Source organism: Streptomyces sp. DH37, assembly GCF_029813835.1.
Taxonomy (GTDB): Bacteria; Actinomycetota; Actinomycetes; order Streptomycetales; family Streptomycetaceae; genus Streptomyces.
In genome coordinates, this window is sequence record NZ_JARVKV010000011.1 from 61,006 (window position 1) to 75,875 (window position 14,870).

Annotated in this window: 13 protein-coding genes and 1 pseudogene; 7 read left to right on the top strand and 7 right to left on the bottom strand. The window is 77.1% G+C overall.

Translation table 11 applies throughout. The annotated features are described in order from the left end of the window. The gene (locus QC029_RS08765) at positions 1 to 570 is read right to left on the bottom strand and encodes a (2Fe-2S)-binding protein (protein WP_279554930.1); all 570 of its coding nucleotides are present in this window, start codon (positions 568 to 570) and stop codon (positions 1 to 3) included. Then, on the bottom strand, positions 561 to 1,469 hold the full coding sequence (locus QC029_RS08770) for a xanthine dehydrogenase family protein subunit M (protein ID WP_279554931.1): 909 nt from the start codon (positions 1,467 to 1,469) through the stop codon (positions 561 to 563). The genes QC029_RS08765 and QC029_RS08770 overlap by 10 nt, the downstream gene beginning before the upstream one ends. A gap of 350 nt (positions 1,470 to 1,819) precedes the next feature. On the opposite strand from QC029_RS08770, the gene QC029_RS08775 reads away from it, so the two are divergent. From QC029_RS08775 to QC029_RS08795, 5 genes and pseudogenes are all read left to right on the top strand, one after another. Then, positions 1,820 to 3,646 carry a PucR family transcriptional regulator gene (locus QC029_RS08775; protein ID WP_279554932.1) on the top strand — a complete coding sequence of 609 codons (1,827 nt, stop codon included), beginning with the start codon at positions 1,820 to 1,822 and terminating at the stop codon, positions 3,644 to 3,646. A 55-nt stretch (positions 3,647 to 3,701) separates the two neighbouring features. Then, positions 3,702 to 3,943 (top strand): annotated as a pseudogene (locus QC029_RS08780) (DUF3099 domain-containing protein). Positions 3,944 to 4,171: 228 nt separating this feature from the next. Then, on the top strand, positions 4,172 to 5,044 hold the full coding sequence (locus QC029_RS08785) for a hypothetical protein (RefSeq protein WP_279554933.1): 873 nt from the start codon (positions 4,172 to 4,174) through the stop codon (positions 5,042 to 5,044). A gap of 97 nt (positions 5,045 to 5,141) precedes the next feature. Then, a complete protein-coding gene (locus QC029_RS08790) occupies positions 5,142 to 6,008 on the top strand; it encodes a (2Fe-2S)-binding protein (protein WP_279554934.1) in 867 nt (288 codons plus the stop codon). Positions 6,009 to 6,232: 224 nt separating this feature from the next. Beyond that, complete coding sequence (locus QC029_RS08795; protein WP_279554935.1) at positions 6,233 to 7,270, top strand: DUF2637 domain-containing protein; 1,038 nt, start codon at positions 6,233 to 6,235, stop codon at positions 7,268 to 7,270. A gap of 32 nt (positions 7,271 to 7,302) precedes the next feature. Here QC029_RS08795 and QC029_RS08800 read toward each other — a convergent pair whose 3' ends face one another. The 3 genes from QC029_RS08800 to QC029_RS08810 all read right to left on the bottom strand — a co-directional run bounded on the left by QC029_RS08800 (position 7,303) and on the right by QC029_RS08810 (position 10,572). Beyond that, on the bottom strand, positions 7,303 to 8,445 hold the full coding sequence (locus QC029_RS08800) for a protein phosphatase 2C domain-containing protein (protein ID WP_279554936.1): 1,143 nt from the start codon (positions 8,443 to 8,445) through the stop codon (positions 7,303 to 7,305). Between the two features lie 133 nt (positions 8,446 to 8,578). Next, positions 8,579 to 9,061 carry a methylated-DNA--[protein]-cysteine S-methyltransferase gene (locus tag QC029_RS08805; protein WP_279554937.1) on the bottom strand — a complete coding sequence of 161 codons (483 nt, stop codon included), beginning with the start codon at positions 9,059 to 9,061 and terminating at the stop codon, positions 8,579 to 8,581. Beyond that, the gene (locus tag QC029_RS08810; RefSeq protein WP_279554995.1) at positions 9,058 to 10,572 is read right to left on the bottom strand and encodes a DNA-3-methyladenine glycosylase 2 family protein; all 1,515 of its coding nucleotides are present in this window, start codon (positions 10,570 to 10,572) and stop codon (positions 9,058 to 9,060) included. The genes QC029_RS08805 and QC029_RS08810 overlap by 4 nt, the downstream gene beginning before the upstream one ends. Before the next feature lie 138 nt (positions 10,573 to 10,710). On the opposite strand from QC029_RS08810, the gene QC029_RS08815 reads away from it, so the two are divergent. Continuing rightward, complete coding sequence (locus tag QC029_RS08815) at positions 10,711 to 11,298, top strand: helix-turn-helix domain-containing protein (protein WP_279554938.1); 588 nt, start codon at positions 10,711 to 10,713, stop codon at positions 11,296 to 11,298. 197 nt (positions 11,299 to 11,495) lie between these two features. Continuing rightward, positions 11,496 to 12,818, top strand: a complete 1,323-nt coding sequence (locus QC029_RS08820) for an MFS transporter (protein ID WP_279554939.1) — start codon at positions 11,496 to 11,498, stop codon at positions 12,816 to 12,818. Here QC029_RS08820 and QC029_RS08825 read toward each other — a convergent pair. Together QC029_RS08825 and rsgA are read right to left on the bottom strand one after the other, a co-directional pair. After that, on the bottom strand, positions 12,781 to 13,380 hold the full coding sequence (locus QC029_RS08825; protein ID WP_279554940.1) for a hypothetical protein: 600 nt from the start codon (positions 13,378 to 13,380) through the stop codon (positions 12,781 to 12,783). The two genes, QC029_RS08820 and QC029_RS08825, sit on opposite strands and share 38 nt — an antisense overlap. 53 nt (positions 13,381 to 13,433) lie before the next feature. Beyond that, on the bottom strand, positions 13,434 to 14,525 hold the full coding sequence (rsgA, locus tag QC029_RS08830) for a ribosome small subunit-dependent GTPase A (RefSeq protein WP_279554941.1): 1,092 nt from the start codon (positions 14,523 to 14,525) through the stop codon (positions 13,434 to 13,436). Positions 14,526 to 14,870: the final 345 nt, after the last annotated feature.

Sequence of the window (14,870 nt, forward strand, 5' to 3'; positions counted from 1 at the left end):
TCACTCCCCCTTCCGCGCGGCGCCGGCCGCGGTACGGGCCGCCGCCAGGCGTACGGCGTCCAGGATCTTCTCGTAGCCGGTGCAGCGGCACAGGTTGCCCGCGAGCGCCTCGCGGATGTCGGCGTCCGACGGCGTGGGGTTCCGCTCGATCAGCTCGTCGGCGGCGACCAGCAGCCCGGGGGTGCAGAAGCCGCACTGGACGGCCCCGGTCTCGAGGAACGCCCGCTGCACGGGGGCGAGCCCGTCGTGGCCGTCGTGGCCGCCGTCCTCCCCGGACCGGGGCGCCTGCCCGGGCGCGGGACCGTCCCCGGCGGCTCGCCGCCGCGCCGGGCCGGCCAGCCCCTCGACGGTGACGACCTCGCGGCCCTCGGCCTGCCCGGCCGCGACCAGGCACGCGCAGACGGGCCTCCCGTCCAGGCGGACGGTGCACGAGCCGCACTCGCCCTGTTCGCAGGCGTTCTTCGAACCGGGCAGGCCCAGGCGCTCGCGCAGCACGTAGAGCAGGCTCTCGCCCTCCCAGACGTCGTCGGCCCGGTACGGGCGGCCGTTGACCGTGAGGTTCACGCGCATCGCGCGCCTCCCTCCGCCGGGCCGGCCGCTCCGGGGCCGGCGCGGTGCTCCTCCCAGGCCCAGGCGAGCGTGCGGCGGGCCATGACCGCGACCGCGTGGCGGCGGTAGGCCGCGGTGCCGCGCACGTCGTCGATGGGGGCGCAGGAGTCGGCGCACAACCGCGCGAAGTGCTCCGCGACCGAGGGGGCGATGGCCCGGCGGCTGTCCCACAGGCGCTCCTCGGCCAGCGCGCCGTTCAGGAAGTCCTCGGCCCGCCGGGCGCGCACCGGGGTGGGGGCGGCCGAACCGATGCCGGTGCGCACGGTGCGGGTGGCCGGGTGCAGGGCGAGGGCGAAGGCGCACACGGCGATCACCATGGCGTTGCGGGTGCCGGCCTTGGAGAACTGCTGCGGTCCGTCGGCCCTGGCGACGTGGACGGCCCTGATCAGCTCGTCGGGGGCGAGGGCGTTGCGCTTGACCCCGGTGTAGAACTCCTCCACGGGGATGGACCGGGTGCCGCGCACCGAGACCGCCTCGACCTCGGCGCCCGCGGCCAGCAGCGGCGGGTGGGAGTCGCCGGCCGGGGAGGCGGCGCCCAGGTTGCCGCCGACGCTGCCGCGGTTGCGGATCTGCGGGGAGCCGACGGTGCGGGCGGCCATGGCCAGGCCGGGCAGCTGGGCGCGCAGGTGCTCCATGATCCGCGCGTAGGGGACGGCGGCGCCCAGCCGGACGCTCCCCGGACCGGTCTCCCACTCGTGCAGCTCGGCGACGCGTCCGAGGTCCAGCAGCCGCTCGGGGCGCCGCCGCCCGAAGTTGAGCTCGACCATGACGTCGGTGCCGCCCGCGATGGGCACGGCGTCGGGGTGCTCGGCCTTGGCGGCGAGCGCCTCCTCCCAGCTGGCGGGACGCAGGAACTCCATGCTGTGGTCTCTTCTCGGTCGGCCACGGGGCGCCCGCGCCGGGGGCCGTGGCGGGGATCGTGTGCGGGAGGGGACGGGAGAAGGCGGGGAGGGGACGGAAAAGGACGGGGGAAGGCGGGAAGGGGGCGGAGGAAGGCGGGAAGGGGGCGGAGGAGGGGATGCGAACGGGCTACCCCCGTGTTTCACCCGCGTGCACCCAGTGAACCGGCCCGTCGCCCGGCCGGTGCAGTCACCGATGGCATGAAGCACCTGTCTGGCCCATGAACCGGTCTTGTAGATTCGAACGAAGACCGGGGCGTGTCCCGCGTCCCACACACACGAGCGGTACGAGAGATCGGCGGACGACGAGGATGCGGTTGCGCGCGCTGCTGGACAGCCCCTCCCTGGGACTGCGGCTCCTGAGCGGCGAGGAGGAGCTCGACCGGCAGGTGCGGGGCGTGATGACCACCGACCTGCGCGACCCGAGCCGCTACCTGTCGGGCGGCGAGCTGGTCCTGACGGGGCTGGCCTGGCGGCACGGCCCCGAGGACTCCGAGCCGTTCGTCCGCATCCTCACCTCCGCGGGCGTCGCCGGGCTGGCGGCGGGCGAGGCGGAGCTGGGCCCGGTGCCCGCCGATCTGGTGGCGGCCTGCGCACGGCACCGGCTGCCGCTGTTCTCGGTGGACGAGAAGGTCGCCTTCGCCACCGTCACCGAGCACGTGGTGCGGCAGGTCTCGGGCGAGCGGGCCGGTGACCTGGCCGCCGTGGTGGAGCGGCACCGGCGGCTGATGTCCTCCGGCCCCGCCGGGGGCGGCCCGGACGTGGTGCTGGACCTGCTGGGCTCCGACCTGGACCTGCGCGCGTGGGTGCTCTCCCCCACCGGCCGCCCGGTCGCCGGGTCCGGCGCGGACCGGCTGCCGGCCCCCGTCCGCGCGCGGCTGGCCGGCGAGCACCTGGCGGCGGTGCGGGCGGGACGGCACGGGCCGTACCGCGCGGTGGCCGGCGAGACGGTGTACTCGCTGTTCCCCGTGGGCAGCCCCCCGGCCGGGGCGGGCGGGGCGGAGGGGGCCGAGGGGGCGGACGCGCCCGATCCCCGGCGGGCGGTGCTGTCGGCGCTGTCGGGCTGGCTGCTGGCCGTGGAGGCCGACGCGGACGAGTGGCCCGCCGAGCGGCTGGACCTGCTGCACGGCGTCACCCGGCTGATCGCGGTCGAGCGCGAGCGGCGGGACGCCTCCCGCGCGGTGGGGCGGCGCCTGGCCCAGGAGGTGCTGGAACTGGTCCGCACCGGCGCGCCGCCAGCCGAGGTCGCCGCCCGGCTGCGCCTCACGGCCCCCGTGCTGCTGCCCGGAGCCGGCGACGCCCCGCTGTGGCAGGCGGTCGTCGCCCGGCTGGACTGGGAGGGCGGCGCCGGCCCGTCCGAGGAGGAGCGGGCCCGGGCCGCCGGGGCGCTGCTGGAGGAGGCGCTGACCGGCCCCGGCGGCGGGGAGGGGACGGACGGGCGGGTCGCGGTGGCGCCGGACGGCGGGGAGGCCGTCGCGCTCGTACCGCTTCCGAAGGCCGCCGGGGAGGCGGCAGAGGCAGGGGCCGCCGGAGAGGCGGCAGGAGCAGAGGCCGCCGGAGAGGCGGCAGAGGCAGAGGCCGCCGGGGAGGCGGCGGGTGCGGAGGCCGCCGGGTCCGCCCGGGCCGCGGGCGCGTTCGGCGCCGCCGCCCTGCTCGACTCCCTGCGGGGCCCGCTGGAGCGCGGCCTGGACGTCCCCGGCGGGCCCGGCGGCCGGCTGACCCTGGGGGTCAGCGCCGCCGTCCACTCCCCCGAGGGCCTGCGCGGCGCCCTGGAGGAGGCCCGCCACGCGCGGCGCGTGGCCGCCGCCCGCCCGGGGCGGGTGTGCGCGGCGGGGCACGAGGAGCTGGCCTCGCACGTCCTGCTGCTGCCCTTCGTGCCCGACGACGTGCGCCGCGCCTTCACCGCCCGGCTGCTGGACCCGCTGCGCGAGTACGACCTCCGCCACCGCGCCGAGCTGATCCCCACCCTGGAGGCGTTCCTCGCCTCCGACGGCTCCTGGACGCGCTGCGCGTCCCGCCTCCACCTGCACGTCAACACCCTGCGCTACCGGGTGGGCCGCATCGAGCAGCTCACCGGCCGCGACCTGTCCCGGCTGGAGGACAAGGTGGACTTCTTCCTGGCCCTGCGCATGAGCTGACGCCCCGCCGACCCGCCCGGGGAGCGGGAACGGACCCCGGGCCTACGCTGGAAGGGTGTACGCGCGCAGGCGGCACCGCTACTTCGCGCTGATGGCCCTGTGCCTGCCCTGGTGCCTGCCCTGGTGCCTGCCCTCTTCGTCGGCGCCTGGGCCTTCGTGCGCCTGTGGTCGGTCCCGCTGGCCATCGGGATGTGCCTGGTGGCCATGGTGATCCCGCCGGTCGCGGCGGTCGTCGCCGACCGGCGCGGGCCGGACGACCGCTGGTGGGACGAGCGGGAGCACCCGCGGGAGCGGTGAGCGGCCCCGTCCCCCGCCGCCTCCCTCCCCCGGCGTACGGGCCGCGGCGTGCGGGAGGAGCCCGTCCGCGGGACGGCGGACGGAGGCGTTTCCGGGCCGTGTCAAGAGCCGACCAAGATTGTGAAACCGTTCACACTTACCCCTTGGCCGGACCCCGGTGTTCGTGCTGAGATTCGCTCACATCCGGCTCGACGGCGCGCTTGGGGAGGCACTGTGGCGGAGACCGCCATGTCACGTTCGGTACGGCTGGAGGGTTCGGGCTCGGGTGCGCAGGCGGACGGTGATCCGCTCGACCACGCGGTGTGGCGGCTGAGGTCTCGCGGCTGCTGGGAGGACGCGGCGGCGCTGCTGGAGTCGCGCGTCGCGCGGGAGGACGCGGGGGCGGCGCTGCGGCGGGCGGCGCTGCTGGTGGAGCGCTGCATGTTCACCGCCGACGGCTGGGAGCGCGCCGAGGAGGCGCTGCGCACCGCCGAGGCCATGGCGTCGACGGACGAGGAGCGGGGCGGGGCAGCCTGCGAGCGCGGCCATCTGGCCTATGCCGCGACGGTGCTGGGGGTGCGCGACCGGGCCGACGAGGCCCGTGCCGCGCTGGGGCGGGCCGCGGCGCTGCTGCCGCCCACCTCCCCCCGGCGGGCGATGCTGGACTTCCGGCGCGGGCTGATGACCGAGCACTTCGGCGACAACCCCCAGGCGGCGCGGGCGGCGTACCGCCGGGCGCACGCGGCGGCGACCGCGCAGGGCGACGCGCTGCTGTGCTCCTTCACCTGGCGACACCTGGCCGGCCTGGCCCTGCGCGCCGGCGAGCTGGCCGAGGCCCGGCACGGCTTCGCCGAGTCGCTGCGGCTGCGCGAGGAGCTGGGCTACCTGGTGGGCATGGCGCCGGCCCTGGTGGCCCTGGCGGACGTCCGGCCGGAGCCGGAGGCGGAGCGGCTGCGGGCCGAGGCGCAGCGGCTGTTCCGCCTGCTGGACGGAGTGCCGAGCTGGCTGGCCGACCGGCTGGCGGCGTCCGGGGACCGGCCGGAGGCCCCGGACGCCACCCCGGAGGCCGCCGCCCCGGACGCCACCCCGAACGCTGCCGCCCCGGACGCCGCCCCGGAGTGACGCGCGCCACTCGTACGGCCGGGCACTGGAGACGGCACGGATCGATTGAGCTAAGGTAAGCCTTACCTGTTATAGCCGTCGATTCGGTGGTACTCGCATGGCCATGTGCACCCTCGCTCCCGCCCTCGCGCCCGAGGCGTCCACCGCGTCGCCCTTCTCCGCCGCCTACGAACGGCTGACCGAGGTCTTCCCGAGCCTGCGGATCACCGAGGTGCGGGACGCGGGCGACCTGCCGCGCGGCGGCGGCTGGGTGCGGGCCGCGGAGCTGGCCGGGGGCGGCGCCGCCCTGGACGCCTTCCTGGCCTGGGACGACGAGCAGGTGCGGCGCGACTACGGGGAGCGGGCCCGGCCCGACGTGGTCGCCAGCTTCGGCCTGCACCGCTACGCCTGGTCGGCCTGCCTGCTGGTGACCCTCCCCTGGTTCCTGCACCGCCGGGTGCCGCGCGTCCCGGTGGAGTCGGTCGCCTACGACCGCGCCTCGGGCCGGCTGGCGGTGTGCGTCCGGGAGTTCTCCTGCCTGCCCGGCGACCCGGCCGCCGCCCTGCCCGGCGCCCGCGTCGTGGAGGGCGAGGAGGCGCTGCGCGCGGCCGTGCGGGAGGCCGCCGCCGAGCACCTCGGCCCCGTCCTCGACGGTTTCCGGCCGCACATGCGCCGCGGGCCGCGCGCCCTGTGGGGCATGGCGACGGACGAGATCACCGAGGGCCTGTGGTACGTCGGCCACCTGCTGGGCGAGGAGCGGCGCGCGATGGCCGAGGCGGAACTGCTGCTGCCGGGCTCGGTCGCCCCGTTCCCGCGGGGCGCCGCCTTCCGGGAGCTGTCCGGGCCGGACGGCGAGACGTACTCCACCCGGGACCGGGCGAGCTGCTGCATGTTCTACACGCTGCGCCCGGAGGACACCTGCGTCACCTGCCCGCGCACCTGCGACGCCGACCGGGTCAGGCGGCTGAGCGGTTCGCGCGCCTGAGCCGGCCGAACCCTCCGGGACATTCGATCGTCTGACCGGTTATCGACGAGCAGAACGGCTCGCTACACTCCTGTTCGCACGTTCTGGCCACCGTTGGCGGTTTTCTGGGCCCAAAGGGCCTGCCACACAATCTTTTTTCCGCCAGGATGCTGCGGGTCAACGAAGCCAACGCGAGCACGGCGGGGCCGTTCCACGGCATGCCGCCAGGCAAGGGACACCCCCGGATGAGATTGACGGACATATCGATGAACTGGGTGCTGGCGGGTGCCGTACTGCTCGTCGGCGCCCTGGTCGCGGTCGTGTTGATGGGCCGTGGAAAAGGCCGCCACAGGACCGAGGAAGACCAGAACGCGGACTCCTGGGAGCGGATGGAGGAGCGCCGCCGCCGCAAGGAGACGGTCTACGCCATCGCCTCCTACGTCCTGCTCTTCTGCTGCGCCGGCGTCGCCGCCGCACTCTCCTTCCACGGCCTGGTCGGCTTCGGACGGGAGAACCTGGGACTGTCGGGCGGCTGGGAGTTCCTGGTCCCCTTCGGTCTGGACGGCGCGGCCATGTTCTCCGCCGTCATCGCCGTCCGCGAGGCCAGCCACGGTGACGCCTCCCTCGGCTCCCGGCTGCTGGTGTGGCTGTTCGCGGGCGCCGCGGCGTGGTTCAACTGGGTGCACGCCCCGCGCGGCGACGAGCACGCGGGCGCCCCGCAGTTCTTCGCCGGCATGTCGATCGCGGCGGCCATCCTCTTCGACCGGGCGCTCAAGCAGACCCGGCGCGCCGCCCTGCGCGAGCAGGGACTGGTGCCGCGTCCGCTGCCGCAGATCCGGGTCGTGCGCTGGCTGCGCGCGCCGCGCGAGACCTACGCCGCCTGGTCGCTGATGCTGCTGGAGGGCGTGCGGACGCTGGACGAGGCGGTCGACGAGGTCCGCGAGGACCGCCGCCGCAAGGAGGAGGAGCACGCCCGCAAGCGCGAGCAGCGCAAGCTGGAGCGGGCCCGGCTGCGGGCGATCAGCCGGCTGGGCCGCGGCGGCGCCGACGGCCAGCAGGTGGAGCTGGAGGTCAGCGCGGGCACCCCGCAGCCCGCACGGCCGCGCGCCGCGCTCCAGGCCGCCTCGGACGACGCCGCGGGCGGCGGGCGGGGCGCGGACGGGCTGCGCAAGGTCGATCCTCCCCGCCCGGCGGACCCGTTCGGTTCGGACGAGAGCCTGACCAGCCCCCGGCTGGACTCGCTGGAGGCCAAACTCGCCGCCATAGAGAAGCAGTTCGGCTGATCCTCCCAGCCCCTCGCGTACGGCCGCCGCGGTCAGTGTTCCCAGACCGCGGCGGCCGTACGGTCTTCCGCGCACCCCTCGGCCGGCGGCCGTACGCCGGTCAGGAAGTCGGCCAGCCCGGGGGGCTCGGGGGCGGACCAGCGCTCGGCCAGCCGGGCGGCGAGGCCGCCCCCGCCCCGCATCGGCCCGGCCAGTCCCGGTCCGCACATCAGCAGGGTGTCCCCGGGACGGGCGACGGACGCCCGGAAGCGGAACGGCGGCCCCGGCGGCGGCCCGGCCTCCCGCCCCGACCCGGGACCCGGCCTGGGATCCGCTTCCGGCTCCGGTGCGGCGGCGGGCTCGAGGTCCTGCCAGACCCCGTCCCGCAGCCGGAACAGCCCGCCGCCGCCCGTCCCGAAGAACACCCGTGTGCGGCACCGGGGGTCGACGGGCACCAGCAGGCAGCGCACGCCGGCGGCGCGCTCGTCCGCCTCCGGGTCCGGTTCCGCCGTGTCGGCGCGCAGCCCGCCGTAGGCGCGGCCGGTCAGCCGGTGCAGACCGGACTTCAGGGCTCCGCGGCGGGCCCCGCGGATGTCCTCCACCAGCCGCGCGTGGCTGCGGCCGACGAGTTCGCCCAGCCGGTGGCAGACCTCCCGCGCGGCCCGGTGCGCCCCGGGGGCCGTACGGGCGCCGCGGGCGACGGCGACCATCACCAGCGCGTCGTCGCCGCCGCCGAACCGGGCGGTGAGCAGGGTCTCGCGGCGCGGCTCGCCCCGGTGGCGGGCGGTGTCACCGCGGGTGGAGGCGGCGCGCAGGGTGAAGCAGCCGTGGCGCGCCCCGTCGAGCGCGGTGTCGGGTGCCAGGGCGGGCAGTTCGCCGGGGTCGGCCGCGGGCAGGGCGGCCGGTTCGGAGCCGCCCGCGGGCGGGGCGCCGTCGGCGAAGCCGGGGACGGGGGACCGCGGCGGCGGTGCCTGCTGTGTCGTCTGCGATGCTGCCCGCGGTGTCGCCTGCGCTGTCTCCTCCGATGCTGCCCGCGGTGTCGCCTGCGGGCGGCCCCGGCCGACCGTGCGGGCGGCGGAGGCGAACCGCTCGTCGACGCTGTCCCGTGCCGGCGCCCCGCCGGTGTCCGGCGTGTCGCCGTCGTAGAGCCGGCTCCACCAGTCGGGCCCGTCCGCGCGCTCACCTCGTTGGCTCATGTCCCCGATTGTCCACGCCCCGCGCGGGCGGGCCACCCCGCACGTACCGCCCGGACAGGGCGTGTTGGGGCCGTGCGGCCCCGCCCCGGCGGTCCGGGGCGGGGCCCGGAGACCGGCCCCGCCGGTCAGCGGTTCACAGCGCCCCTTCGAGGGAGAGGAGCAGCTTCTTGCGCTCCAGGCCGCCCGCGTACCCCGTCAGCGTTCCGCTCGCGCCGATGACGCGGTGGCAGGGGCGCACCACCATCAGCGGGTTGGCGCCGACCGCGCCCCCGACGGCCCGCACCGACCGCGGTTCCAGCCCCGCCATGGCGGCCAGTTCGCCGTAGCTGACGGTGGCTCCGTAGGGGATCCGCTCCAGGGCGGCCCAGACCCGCTCGCGGAACTCCGATCCCCCGGCGGCCGGGGTGAGGTCGAACTCCTTCAGCTCTCCGGCGAAGTAGGCGTCCAACTGCCGCACGACGCCGGTGAAGGCGGCGTCGTCGCGCCGCCAGCCGGGCAGTACGCGGGCGCCGCCCTTCTGCCCGGGCACGGTGACCGAGGCCGTCACACCGGGCTCGGGGCCCGCGATCAGCAGCTCGCCCAGCGGACTGGGGTGGGTGGTGTAGAAGGTGCTCATCGGTCCTCCGGGGTCTCGGGTCCGGCCGGGGCGAGGGGGGCGTTCCACAGGTGGTGCAGGGCGTAGGAGCGCCAGGGCCGCCAGCCCTCGGCGTCCCGCGCGGCGGCCCCGATCCGCTCCAGCCCGTGCCGTACGCCCGCGTCGCCGGGCAGGAAGACGTCGGGGTCGCCCAGCGCGCGCATCCGGACGTAGCCGGCCGTCCAGGGCCCGATGCCGCGCAGCGCGAGCAGCGCCCGCTCGGCCTCGTCGCGGTCGGCGCCGGGGTCGAGGACGAGGGCGCCGTCGGCGAGGGCGGCGGCGACGGCGCGGACCGCCCGGCGGCGGGAGTCGGGCATCGGCAGCTCGGTCAGGGGCGCCTCGGCGAGGCTGCCGGGGTCGGGGAAGAGGTGGGTGAGGGCGCCGTCGGGGGCGGGCAGCGGCTTGCCGTACGCCGCCACCAGCGCGCCCGCCGGCGTACGGGCCGCGCCCACGGTGACCTGCTGGCCGAGCACGGCGCGCACCGCCAGCTCGTGCGGGTCGGCCGCGCCCGGCGAGCGCAGTCCCGGCCGCCTCCGGACCAGGGGGCCGAGCAGCGGGTCGGCGCCCAGGCGGTCCTCGACGGCGTACGGGTCGGCGTCCAGGTCGAACAGCCGCCGCACCCGCTGCACGGCGGTGGTCAGGTCCCGCAGGTCGGCCAGGTGCAGCCGGCACGGCAGCCAGCCGCCGCCCGTCCCGTCCGTCCCGCCCGTCCCGCCCGTCCCGTCCGCCCTCTCCCGGACCTCCGCGACGCCGTGGCCGTACGGCAGGGCGAGGGTGCGCCGGTAGGTGCGGGCCCCCGGCGCCCCGGTGACCTCCTCGACGCCGGGGACGGCCCGCCGCTCGAAGAAGTCCAGGATCCCGGCGGCGTCGTACGGGCCCCGGTAGGCCAGCCGCAGCGCCACTCCCCCGCCCTCGGCCGGGTCCCCGGCGGACCCGGCGCGGCTGCGGGCGCGCAGTTCGCGCGGGGTGCAGGCGTGGGCCTCGCGGATCGTGTCGTTGAACTGCCGCACGCTGGCGAAGCCGGAGGCGAAGGCGATCTCGGTGACCGGCAGCGCCGTCGTCTGGAGCAGCACCCGGGCGGTGTGGGCCCGCTGCGCGCGGGCCAGGGCGACGGGCCCGGCGCCGAGTTCGGCGGTGAGCTGGCGGCGCACCTGGCGGACGCTGTAGCCCAGCCGCCGGGCGAGCCCCTCGACGCCCTCGCGGTCCACGACCCCGTCGGCGATCATCCGCATCGCGCGGCCGGTGAGGTCGGCCCGCACGTTCCACTCGGCCGACCCCGGCACGGCGTCGGGGCGGCAGCGGCGGCAGGCCCGCAGCCCCGCCCGCTGGGCGGCGGCGGCCGAGGGGAAGAACCGCACGTTGCACCGCTTGGGAGTGACGGCCGGGCAGCTGGGACGGCAGTAGATCCCGGTGGTGAGCACACCGGTGAAGAACACGCCGTCGAACCGCCCGTCGCGGCTGCGGACCGCCTCGTACCTGGTCTCGTCGTCCATCACGCGATCCAGTGTGCGCCGCGCGGCGGGCTCCCACTGGCGGAAATCGGACGCGGCGCTGGGCCTCTGCGCCGGGCACGGGGAATGCCATGCAAAGGAAGCGTTGCAAAATTTCCTTTGCACCCTTACCGTCGTCGTATGACGGACGCCGACGCCAGGTCCCCCATCCGTTCGCTCGATCCGCGCTCCCTGCGCGCGCTCGCCCACCCCCTGCGCATCCGCATCCTCGACGCCCTGCACGAGTACGGCCCCGCCACGGCCTCCCGCCTGGCCGGCCGGCTCGACGAGTCCAGCGGAGCGACGAGCTACCACCTGCGGCAGCTCGCCGCGCACGGCTTCGTCGAGGAGGACACCGGGCGCGGCACCGCGCGCGAACGCTGGTGGCGGGCCGCGCAGCGGGGCACGCGGCTGGACGACGTCGGGGAGTTCGACCGGCACCCCGACCCCGAGGTGCGGGGCGCGCTGGCCCTGCTCATGCACGAGACGGCCACCCGCCACTCACGCGATCTGAGCACCTGGCTCGGCACGATGCACGACTGGCCCGAGGAGTGGCGGCGGGCCGCCGACCTCAGCAGCTTCACCCTGCGGCTGACGCCCGAACTGGCCAGTGAGCTGAACGACAGGCTCCACGCGCTGGTCGAGAGCTACCGGGAGCGGGCCGGGGACGACGGGCGCGCCGAACGCGTCCGCGTCCACCTGCACTCCTTCCCGCGCGCCGAGGACTGACCGGCCCGGCCCGACCCGACCCCGGAGGCATCCGTGCGCCCTCCCCATCCCGACCTCCACCCCGACCTCCACCCCGATGCCCGTCCCGACCCCCACCCCGATGCCCGTCTCCGCCTCGCCCGGAACCGCGCCGCGGAGTCACGGCGCCGGGCGTCGGCCCGGCGCCCGGCCCTGCCGGGCCGGAGCGCGGCGGCGTCATGACCGCCGACCGCCGGCCGCTCGCCCTGATGCTGGCCGCCCACGCCGTCTCGGTCGCCGGCAACGCGCTGACGGTCATCGCCGTCCCCTGGTTCGTCCTCCAGACCACCGGCAGCGCCGCCCGCGCCGGGCTGGTCGCGTTCTGCGCCACGCTGCCGGTGGTCGTCTCGGCCGTCGCCGCCGGGCCCGTGATCGACCGGCTGGGGCGGCGGCGCGCCAGCGTCGTCTCCGACGCCGTCTGCGCCGCCGCCGTCGGCGCCGTGCCGCTGCTGCACCACACCGGGGCGCTGCGCTTCTGGCACCTGTGCGTCCTGATGGCGCTCAGCGGGCTGTTCCACGCCCCCGGCGAGACCGCGCGCGGGGTCCTCCTGCCCGATCTGGCGGAGCGCGCCGGGACGACGCTGCCCAGGGCCGCGAGCCTCCACGACGGGGCCACGCGCGGCGCCCGGATGCTGGGCGCCGCGGCGGGCGGGGTGCTCATCGCGCTGCTGGGCGCGGAGACGGCGCTGCTGCTGGACGCCGCCACCTTCGCCGTCTCCGCGCTGCTGGTGGCCGCCGGGCTGCGCGCCCTGCCGGCCGCCGCCCCGCGCCGCGCGGCCCCGTCCGGCCCGCCGCACTCCCGGCAGGCGTACCTCGCCGAGCTGCGCGAGGGCTGCTCCTACGTGCTGCGCACACCGCTGGTCCTGGGCATCACCCTGATGGTGATGGTCACCAACGGCCTGGACCAGGCGTGGAACGCGGTCCTGCTGCCGGCGCACGCACAGCAGGGTCCGGGCGGGGCCCGGGAGCTGGGTCTGCTGGTGTCCCTGATGGGCGGCGGCGCGCTGGCCGGGGCGCTGCTGTACGGCGCGTTCGGGCACCGGCTGCCGCGCCGGCCGGTGTTCGCCGTCTGCTTCCTGCTGGCCGGGCTGCCCCGCTTCGCCACGGCCGCGTTCACCGACGGCTTCGCCGCCCTGGCGGTGGTGATGGCCCTCTCCGGGCTGGCGGCGGGGGCGCTCAACCCGATCCTGTCCACGGTGCTGTTCGAGACCGTGCCCGGCGCGCTGCGCAGCCGGGTGCTGGGCGTGACGACGGCCGGGGTGCTGGCGGTGACGCCGCTGGGCGGAGCGGCGGCCGGGCTCGCGGTGGAGGGCGTCGGGCTCGCGCCCGCGCTGCTGGCCGCGGGAGGTCTCTACCTCGTGGCGACGCTGAGTCCGCTGGTCCTCCCCGTCTGGCGGACGATGGACCGCCCGGCAGGGGCGGAGACGGAGGCGCAGGCGCGGGCAGGAGACGCCGGGAAGGGCGTCAGCGCTCCGGGAGCCGCTGGAGCAGCCCCCAGGTGAACTCCGCGATCACCTCGTGCCGTCCGCCCGCGCGGTCAGGGGCGGTGAAGGCCAGCCGCCACCGGGTGGGCGCCGAGCCCTCCATCGGGCGGGCGGGCGCGAAGGCGCGGGCGACCTCCTCGACCGTGCACGTCCACGGCAGCAGGTCCTCCACCGTGCGCGGCTCGGGGCCGGGCGCTCCCGGGGCGCGCACCAGCCACTCGTTCCACACCGCGCCGCCCGGCGCGGTCAGCACCTCCAGGCGCAGATCCGGCCAGAGGGGCACCGGCCAGCGCAGCGCCCGGCAGTCCAGGTCGCCGACGCGGCGCGGCAGGTCGGTCTCGGGTTCGCCGAGCACCGAGCGGTAGCGGGCCGCCGCGCCGCGGGCGCGCGGGGAGCCGCCCGCCCGGCTCCAGGCCTGCCAGCGGCGGTTGGCCTCGCGCATCTCGGCCCGGTCGGCGCCCAGTTCGCGCAGCGCGTCGAGCACCAGCTCCGGCTGGAAGTCGGCCATCCGGCGCAGCAGGACGAGCTGGAACTGCCGGGGGCCGAACGGCTGGGCGGGGACGTCGTTCCGGGTGGGCATGGGGGCGACGGTAGCAACCGGCTTCCGCCGCCCCCGTGCCCGCGTCGCGCGGGTCAGCGGCGCGGGCCGCGCTTGCGCTCCATCATGTGGCGGCCCAGCGCCTGCTTCTGCTTCCAGTCGCGCCGCAGCTCCGCCCGCAGCCGGGCGTCGGTGCGGGCCGCGAGGTACTGGTTCTCGCGCAGCAGCTTGCGGTAGCTGTCCAGGCGCCGCTCGGGCAGGACACCCTCGCCGACGGCGGCGAGGACGGCGCAGCCCGGCTCGGTGGTGTGCGCGCAGTCGTGGAAGCGGCAGGCGCGCGCCAGTTCCTCCACGTCCGCGAAGGCCCGGCCGACGCCCTCCTCGGCGTCCCACAGCCCGACGCCGCGCAGCCCCGGGGTGTCGATGACCACCCCGCCGCCGGACAGCGCGAACAGCTCGCGGGTGACCGTGGTGTGCCGGCCCTTGCCGTCACGGGCACGTGTCTCCCGCACGTCCAGCACCTCCTCCCCGACCAGTGCGTTGACCAGGGTGGACTTGCCCGCCCCGGACTGCCCGAGCACCACGGCGGTGCCGCCGGCGAGCGCGGCGGCGAGCACGTCCAGCCCCTCCCCGGTGACGGCGCTGACGGACAGCACCGTCACGCCCGGCGCGACGGCCTCGGCGTCCGCGGCGGCGTGGGCGGCGTCCGGGGCCAGGTCGGTCTTGGTGAGGGCGACCAGCGGCTGGGCGCCGCTCTCCCAGGCCAGCGCGAGGAACCGCTCCAGCCGTCCCGGGTCGAGCGGGACGGCCAGCGAGACGGTGATGACGACGTGGTCGACGTTGGCGGCCAGCACCTGCCCCTCGGAGCGGGTGGAGGAGGTGGACCGCACGAAGGCGGTGCGGCGGGGCAGCAGGGCGCGGGCCGTCCACGGCGCCTCCTGCCCGCCGGGTTCGAGGGCGGCCCAGTCGCCGGTGCAGACGGTGAGCATCGGATCCGGGGAGGTGACGGGCGCGGTGCCGGCCCGTACGGGGCCGTCGGCGGTGGCGGCGTCGCACCGCCCGCGGTCCACACGGACCACGCGGGCGGGGACCATGCCCTGGCGCCCGTACGGGGCGAAGGCCTCGGCGGTGTGCTCGTTCCAGCCGTAGCGGGCGAGCGGGTGTGCGGAGAGGTCGAGAGGACTCAACGCGGATGACCCTTCGGGGAGGGCGGTCCCGGCACGGCGGCGCGTGAGAGGCGTGAGACGCCTGAGAGAGGAGCCGGACGTGGTCAGCCGGAGACCGCGGAAGTGGAACGGACGGGCTCGTTGCCGCGGGCGGTGCCCGCGGCGGCGGTGACGGCGGCCATGAACCCCACCTCCTCGTTCCCCGGTCGTCGACGGCTTCTTCGGGAACCGTGTCCCCGGTCCCCTCGCGCCGCCGAGCCTAGGGCGGCGGCGGGCTCGCGCGCCACCGGTTTTTCCGGCCCCCTCCCGCGCCCGGGGGGACCGCACGGATCCGGTGAACACGGGCGCTCCCCGGGAAGACACACA